The organism is Sulfurovum sp. (assembly GCF_041562805.1).
Lineage (GTDB): Bacteria > Campylobacterota > Campylobacteria > Campylobacterales > Sulfurovaceae > Sulfurovum.
The window spans coordinates 1-6,760 of sequence record NZ_JBFFOH010000137.1; the positions used below are offsets into that span (position 1 = coordinate 1).

The 6,760-nt window shown below is 36.6% G+C and carries 7 protein-coding genes and 1 pseudogene; all 8 read left to right on the forward strand.

The features are described 5' to 3' along the window. Window positions 1–438: pseudogene (locus ABYK33_RS12550) on the forward strand (porin); the annotation flags it as partial. Window positions 439–644: 206 nt separating this feature from the next. Continuing rightward, a complete protein-coding gene (locus tag ABYK33_RS12555; protein WP_373033598.1) occupies window positions 645–1,919 on the forward strand; it encodes a flippase in 1,275 nt (424 codons plus the stop codon). Further along, window positions 1,916–2,695 (forward strand): DUF268 domain-containing protein, encoded by a 780-nt coding sequence (locus ABYK33_RS12560; protein WP_373033599.1) that lies wholly within the window; start codon window positions 1,916–1,918, stop codon window positions 2,693–2,695. The genes ABYK33_RS12555 and ABYK33_RS12560 overlap by 4 nt, the downstream gene beginning before the upstream one ends. Window position 2,696: 1 nt before the next feature. Continuing rightward, a complete protein-coding gene (locus ABYK33_RS12565) occupies window positions 2,697–3,491 on the forward strand; it encodes an FkbM family methyltransferase (protein WP_373033600.1) in 795 nt (264 codons plus the stop codon). Continuing rightward, window positions 3,488–4,339, forward strand: coding sequence for an alpha-1,2-fucosyltransferase (locus ABYK33_RS12570; RefSeq protein WP_373033601.1), 852 nt, complete (start codon window positions 3,488–3,490; stop codon window positions 4,337–4,339). The genes ABYK33_RS12565 and ABYK33_RS12570 overlap by 4 nt, the downstream gene beginning before the upstream one ends. 2 nt (window positions 4,340–4,341) lie before the next feature. Beyond that, complete coding sequence (locus tag ABYK33_RS12575) at window positions 4,342–5,250, forward strand: glycosyltransferase (RefSeq protein WP_373033602.1); 909 nt, start codon at window positions 4,342–4,344, stop codon at window positions 5,248–5,250. Next, on the forward strand, window positions 5,243–6,178 hold the full coding sequence (locus tag ABYK33_RS12580) for a glycosyltransferase family 2 protein (RefSeq protein WP_373033603.1): 936 nt from the start codon (window positions 5,243–5,245) through the stop codon (window positions 6,176–6,178). The genes ABYK33_RS12575 and ABYK33_RS12580 overlap by 8 nt, the downstream gene beginning before the upstream one ends. Next, on the forward strand, window positions 6,175–6,760 hold a 586-nt coding region (locus ABYK33_RS12585), incomplete at its 3' end, for a glycosyltransferase family 2 protein (RefSeq protein WP_373033604.1). The genes ABYK33_RS12580 and ABYK33_RS12585, both read left to right, overlap by 4 nt.

A 6,760-nucleotide genomic window follows, 5' to 3' on the forward strand; every position in this document is an offset into this window, starting at 1 on the left:
ACAAGCCCTCTCGGCGGCGACGATGTCAACCTCGCCGCCTTCAAAGTCAGCGTAAACTACAACGACCTGGACATGCAGTTAAGCTATTCGAAGAACTGGGGTCAGAGCGGTATCAGCAGCGGTTACGGCGGCTTGAGCAAGGTCTACACCTCCTCCATGATCGCCAACGGCCGCAAAAACAACCGCCCCCAGACCTGGTCGCTCAAAAGTGCCTACGATATCTTTAGCTCTCCAAAGTACGGTACGACCGAAGTGGCACTGTGGCTGACGAAAACGGATTATGCTGACATCCCGACAGACGACTTCGTCTCCGTCTACGCCCACCTCCTCCACCATTTCAGCGTCAACACCTCCGCCTATCTTCGGTATGAAAAAGTAAATTATGACAGGCAGGATGACGCCGGCTTTTTCCGGTTGATCTTGAAGCAGCAGTTTTAACGTGGTTATTTGATTCAGCCAAAAAGTAGAAAAATCAGACATACAAAAGCACCTTAAACAACATCCCCTTACTAATAAGATAAAATAAATAAATTTTATTAATAATGTCCAGTCACATTTTGAAAAGAGAACAGTTAAATTGAATCAGCGGCAAAAATCGTAACATGATCGCAAAAATAAGATCCCTTAAAAACCATCAAGGCTTTATGAAGTATTTCAGAAACACCTCATGGCTCTTTGGGGAAAAAATCCTGCGGATGGTCGTCGGTCTTTTTGTCGGGGTATGGATAGCACGATATCTTGGACCTGAACAGTACGGTCTACTCAGTTATGCCGGATCTTTTGTAGGACTTTTTACAATCGTCGCCACTTTGGGGCTTGACAGTATCGTCGTCAGAGAACTCGTCATGGATAAGACACGACATAACGAGCTCTTGGGCACGGCGTTCTATCTCAAACTGATGGGTGCATTCGGCGTATTGACAGTACTCGCAATCACCGTCGTCTTCACATCAAATGACACCTATACCAATACACTGGTTTTCATCATCGCCTCTGCAACCGTGTTTCAAAGTCTTAATGTTATAGACTTCTATTTTCAAAGCAGAGTACTCAGCAGATACATAGCCTACGCAAATTTTATTAGCTTATTCTTCTCATCTGTTGTCAAAATCATACTCATTTTGATGGAAGCTCCATTGGTGGCTTTTGCGTGGGTAGTACTCTTCGACAGTTTCGTGCTGGCCATGGGGTTTCTCTATTTTTACCGACACAACCACCTTTCCCTAAGGGCATGGCGGTTTGAAAAGAGCACGGCGGAGTTGCTTTTAAAAGAGAGCTGGCCACTTATCCTGAGCGGTAGCGTTTTGATAATACAGTCACGCATAGACCAGGTGATGCTCAAAGAGATGGCCGGTAATACGGAGGTGGGCTACTACAGTGTCGCGTTGAAGCTTATCGAAGTGTTTGGGTTTATTCCCATGCTACTCAAAAGCACCTTCTTCCCTTCAATTCAACATGCCAAAAAAACGTCGGAAGCGCTCTACCAAAACAGACTTCTGAACTTTTACCGATTGAATTTTTTACTCTTTTTGCTCATCGCCACACCGATATTTATCTTTGCAGAGCCAATGGTTGTTCTGCTTTACGGCAACGCATATCAAAGTGCGGGTATACTGTTGGCCCTGATGGCGGTCAGACTGTTTTTCACCAACATGGGGGTGGCCCGAAGCGCCTATATTTTGAGTGAAAACCTCTTGAAGTTTTCACTCATCACCATGGTGCTGGGGACGGTCGCAAATATCGTATTGAACTATTTCTGGATAGAATCCTACGGTGCCAAAGGCGCTATCGCAGCAACGATCGTCTCTTTTACGGTCACCGTGTTTCTGGTGGACATCTTCCATACAAAAGCCCGACAAAATGTCTTTATGCTTTTCAACAGTATGGTAACTTTTTATAAATTGAGGCTGGAAAAATGAGTATAAAAGAACAACTGAAACACTACAGCTTTATCAGGAACGGCTATTTGCTGCTCCGAGGAACGAAAGATTTCTTCAGGTTTAAACCGGTGGTGCTGGTCAAACAGTACATCTGGTTTCTAAAACAGTTCAAGCATTTTCGGGCGATGAAAGCGAATCGGCAGTTTCAGACGATCGAGTGGTTTCCCTGCCTCTTCGACAACCTGTCGCATACGCCGCTGGACCCGACCTATTTTTTTCAGGACAGCTGGGCGGCGAAGCATCTGTTTTCACTGAAACCAAAGCACCATTTTGATGTCGGCAGTTCTGCGAAAACAATTGGTATCCTGTCTCAATTTACACCTATTACCATGATCGACATCAGACCTGTTGAGCTGGAACTGGAGAATCTGTTTTTCAAACAAGGGTCGATTTTAGCGTTGCCGTTCGAAGACAACACGCTGGGGACATTGTCGTCTCTGTGCGTCATCGAACATATAGGACTCGGACGGTATGGTGATCCTATCGACCCATTTGGCAGTGAAAAAGCGATCAAAGAGTTAAAAAGAGTTTTAAAAGTCGGCGGTACAATATTATTTAGTGTACCTGTAGATAATGGAAATAAAATATATTTTAATGCTCATAGAGCATTTACAAGAGACTATATATTAAAACTATTTGATGGATTTGAAATAGTGGATGAAAAGTATCATTATGGGATTAAAATGTATGATACATACGACAAAAGCAAAGGTTTTGGTACCGGACTTTATATGCTAAGAAAAAAGGATATTTAATATGTACACAGAAATGCCATTCATTAAAAGAAAACTCAGAGGCTTGGCGTGGAAGATTTTCAATACTATCGAAAATAATGGTAATGCTGACTTTGAACAGAATGGTGAGAAGCCATTTGTTGACAACCTATTAAACTCTCTCAAACTAACAGTGAAAGAGGGGCAAGTAGTGTTTGACATTGGCGCAAATATTGGTGATTATTCCACTATGCTTCTTGAAAAGGCTAAAAAGATAGACTTACCTTTAGAGGTACATCTTTTCGAACCAACACATAGTTGTTTCAACATTATCAAAGAAAAATTTAGGAATCAAAGCAATATGACACTTAACAATTTTGGTATATCCAATTTTGATGAACATGCAACAATATACTATGACAAAGAACAGAGTGGACTTGCTTCACTCTATCAAAGAAATCTAGACAGCTATAATCTCAAAATGAATCAAAGTGAAGAAATTGTATTAAAAAGAGTCGATAAGTATATTGAGCAGAAAAATATTCAACATATTGATTTTATTAAAATCGATATTGAAGGGCATGAGTTAAAAGCTTTCGAAGGTTTTGGTAAATATTTGAATGCAGATTTTATCGATTATATTCAGTTTGAATATGGCGGAGCAAATTTGGACTCACATACTAGTTTAATGGAGATTTACAAATTTTTTGAAGACCGGAACTTTAAAATTGCCAAGATGATGCCTAATGGTTTGGAAATTAGAAGCTATCAACCATATATGGAAAACTTTAATTATTCAAATTTTGTAGCTATTTCAAGTAAGATCCTTAACAAATGATTCTATTCTTATCAGATGGACGACTTGGCAATCAACTTTTTCAATTTGCTTTTTTAAATACTATTGCAAAAAAAGATGAAAAAATTATTATGATGAACATAGAGCAGTTTTCTGATATATTTGATATTCAAAATCCGAACTTTCATCATTTAAGGTTAGGAAAGTACACACTGCTCTTTGTAAAAAAAATATTAAAACCATTTTTTTTAATACTATTTGTTAAATTTAAAATTTTTTCTTATATAAAACAAGATAGAGATAAACATTTTTCTTTGTCTACGTACACTAAGATAAAGGGCCTTTTACCAATCACCCTTGTTGAAACAAATTTTTTTCAAGCAGAAAAGTTTTTTCAATTATCAAAAATTGATTTTAATATTAAACAAAAATATGTAGAAGATGCAAAAAAATTTCTTGATCAAGTCCCACTAAATTACGATAAAGTTTTTGTACATGTCCGACGAGGAGACTATATATTTGAGTCTTACCTGGGTAAAACTGGTATAGATTTACCTAAAAGTTATTTTGATGCGGCTATTACAATAATGACAAAAAATCTAAAAAATCCATTTTTTATATTCTTATCTGATGATCCAGCTTTTGTGGAGTGTTGCTTTAAAGAGCTAGAGAACAAACTGATACCTAGCAACACCATGGCAACTGATTTGGCTATCATGACTCTTTGCAATTATGGCATCGTTTCAAATAGCAGCTTTTCATGGTGGGGAGCGTATCTGATGAAAAATAAAAAAAAGGTGATTTTTCCGAAGTATTGGTATGGTTGGAAAAGTAAAGTTGAATCACACATTGATATTCAACCTCATTTCGCAGATGTAATTGAGGTTTGAGCATGGTAAGTTTGTCCCCGATAGTCCTTTTTGTTTACAACCGCCCTTCACACACTAAACTGACAGTTGAGTCCTTGCAAAAAAATGACCTGTCCCAAGAGAGTGAGCTCTTTATTTACAGCGACGCAGCCAAAGACGATACAACAGTTGAAAATGTCAACAAGGTTCGCGAATACATAAAATCTATAGATGGTTTTAAAAAAATAACAATTATCGAGCGAGAAAAAAACTGGGGACTTGCAAATTCTATTATTGATGGCGTAACAAACCTAGTCAATAAATTCGGCAAAATTATTGTTTTAGAAGACGACCTTGTTACGAGTAAAAATTTTTTGATGTTTATGAATACGACATTAAATACCTTTCAGTCACGAAGTGACATATTCTCCATCACCGGCTTTAATTATCCAACAAAACTATTAGAAATTCCAAAAGATTATAAAGATGATGTTTTTCTAAGTGCGAGATGCATGTCATGGAGTTGGGGAACGTGGAAAGACAGATGGGATAAGATTGATTGGGATGTAAAAGATTTTGAAGCTTTTATACGTAATCGTCAAGAGACAAAAAGCTTCAATCAGGGAGGAAAGGATCTAACACCTATGCTTGAAAAACAGATGAATGGAGAAATTGATTCGTGGGCAATACGGTTTTGCTATGCACACTATAAAAACAAGGCATATTGTGTTTATCCTCTTCATTCATTTGTAAATAATGAAGGTTTTGATGGTAGTGGAGTTCATTGTTCTGTTGACACTTCATTGCACAATGACATTCTTAATAACAATGACTTTGTAATCAACAAAAATGTAAAAGTAAATTTACAAATACAAAAAAGATTTAAAAATATACAACAAAAATCCATCATAAAAAGAATCCTAAATAAAATTACAAGAGTGATCAATGGTTAGTATTCTAATACCTGTTTATAATAGGGAAACTTTAATAGAAGAAACTATAAAAAGTGCGTTAAACCAAAGCTATAACAATATCGAAGTTATTGTAGTCGACAATAAAAGTATAGATAACACTTGGGAAATTTTGATTAAATTGGCGAAACAAGACAATAGAATCAAAATCTTCCAAAACGAAACCAACATAGGGCCCGTACGAAACTGGAAACGATGTATAGATAAAGCTAGCGGCGAATATGGCAAAATACTTTGGTCAGATGACTTAATAGCACCTAATTTTATAGAAAGAACTTTACCATTTTTAAGTAATAACGACATTGGATTCGTCTTTACTGGAACAGAAATATTTACTGATGAAACAAATAAAAAATCATCTTGTTACTTCATAGGCAATACTGGTATTTACAATAGCGAACAATATATCAATGGGGTGCTGTCTAGGGGCAATTATCCAGTTTCACCAGGATGTGCACTATTTAGACTAAAAGACATACAAGAAAATCTTTTAGTAGATATCCCAAATAAAGTAAGTAGCAATTTTGCTATGCATGCAATAGGAAATGATTTACTTATATTTTTACTTACAGCAGATAAGTATAAATACTTTGCATTCGTCAATGAAAAGTTATCGTTTTTTAGAGCACATATTGATTCTATAAGTATTCAATCTGCTGATGGAAAACTACCCTTGAATTATGCATTAGCCTCAGCCTATTTTGTGGAAAAATATAGAAATGATTTAGTAAAAAAAATGAATACGGAATTATGGCTTACTATACAAAAATATAAAAATGGTGCACGCAAATATAGTCTTGACCAAATCAGTCACTTTTATTTAACAAATACAATATATTCTTTTGACTTTATATATCTTACTAAGAGAATATTACGCAAAATAATAAGTAAATTCAGGTATAAAAAATGATTAAAATGAAATGTCCGGATAAGCCGTTAGAACGACCTTTAACTACCACAAAAGAAGGTGGTTTGCGAACAAAGGGCAATTTCAAAAGATCTTATGAAGAGAAACCGCTGATCACCGTTATTACTGTTGTATACAATGGAGAACAACATCTTGAGCACACGATCCATAGTGTCATTGCCCAAACCTATGATAATGTAGAATACCTCATTATTGATGGCAGCAGTTCTGATGGAACACTCGACATCATCAAAAAATATGAAAAGCAGATTGATTATTGGGTCAGTGAAAAAGATGACGGTATTTATGATGCCATGAATAAAGCCATCTCTTTAGCAAACGGTACATGGATTAATTTTATGAATGCCGGGGATACTTTCTTTAACAAAGATACGCTCACAAATCTATTTAGATCGTCCAGTTATGATGATATTGACATCCTTTATGGCGATCATGAGGTCAGATACCCGCATAAAACACGTATTGCACGCGCTGGGTATATTACTGAAATATGGAAAGCTTCTCAATTCAGTCATCAGAGTGTTTTTATCTCTACTCAATACCATAAATCGCACCTTTACAACA

Excerpts from the sequence above, each read along its gene's own strand:
- ABYK33_RS12555 (WP_373033598.1), top strand. The coding sequence starts at position 645 with ATGAAGTATTTCAGAAACACCTCATGGCTCTTTGGGGAAAAAATCCTG.
- ABYK33_RS12560 (WP_373033599.1), top strand. The coding sequence starts at position 1,916 with ATGAGTATAAAAGAACAACTGAAACACTACAGCTTTATCAGGAACGGC.
- ABYK33_RS12575 (WP_373033602.1), top strand. The coding sequence starts at position 4,342 with ATGGTAAGTTTGTCCCCGATAGTCCTTTTTGTTTACAACCGCCCTTCA.
- ABYK33_RS12565 (WP_373033600.1), top strand. The coding sequence starts at position 2,697 with ATGTACACAGAAATGCCATTCATTAAAAGAAAACTCAGAGGCTTGGCG.
- ABYK33_RS12580 (WP_373033603.1), top strand. The coding sequence starts at position 5,243 with ATGGTTAGTATTCTAATACCTGTTTATAATAGGGAAACTTTAATAGAA.
- ABYK33_RS12570 (WP_373033601.1), top strand. The coding sequence starts at position 3,488 with ATGATTCTATTCTTATCAGATGGACGACTTGGCAATCAACTTTTTCAA.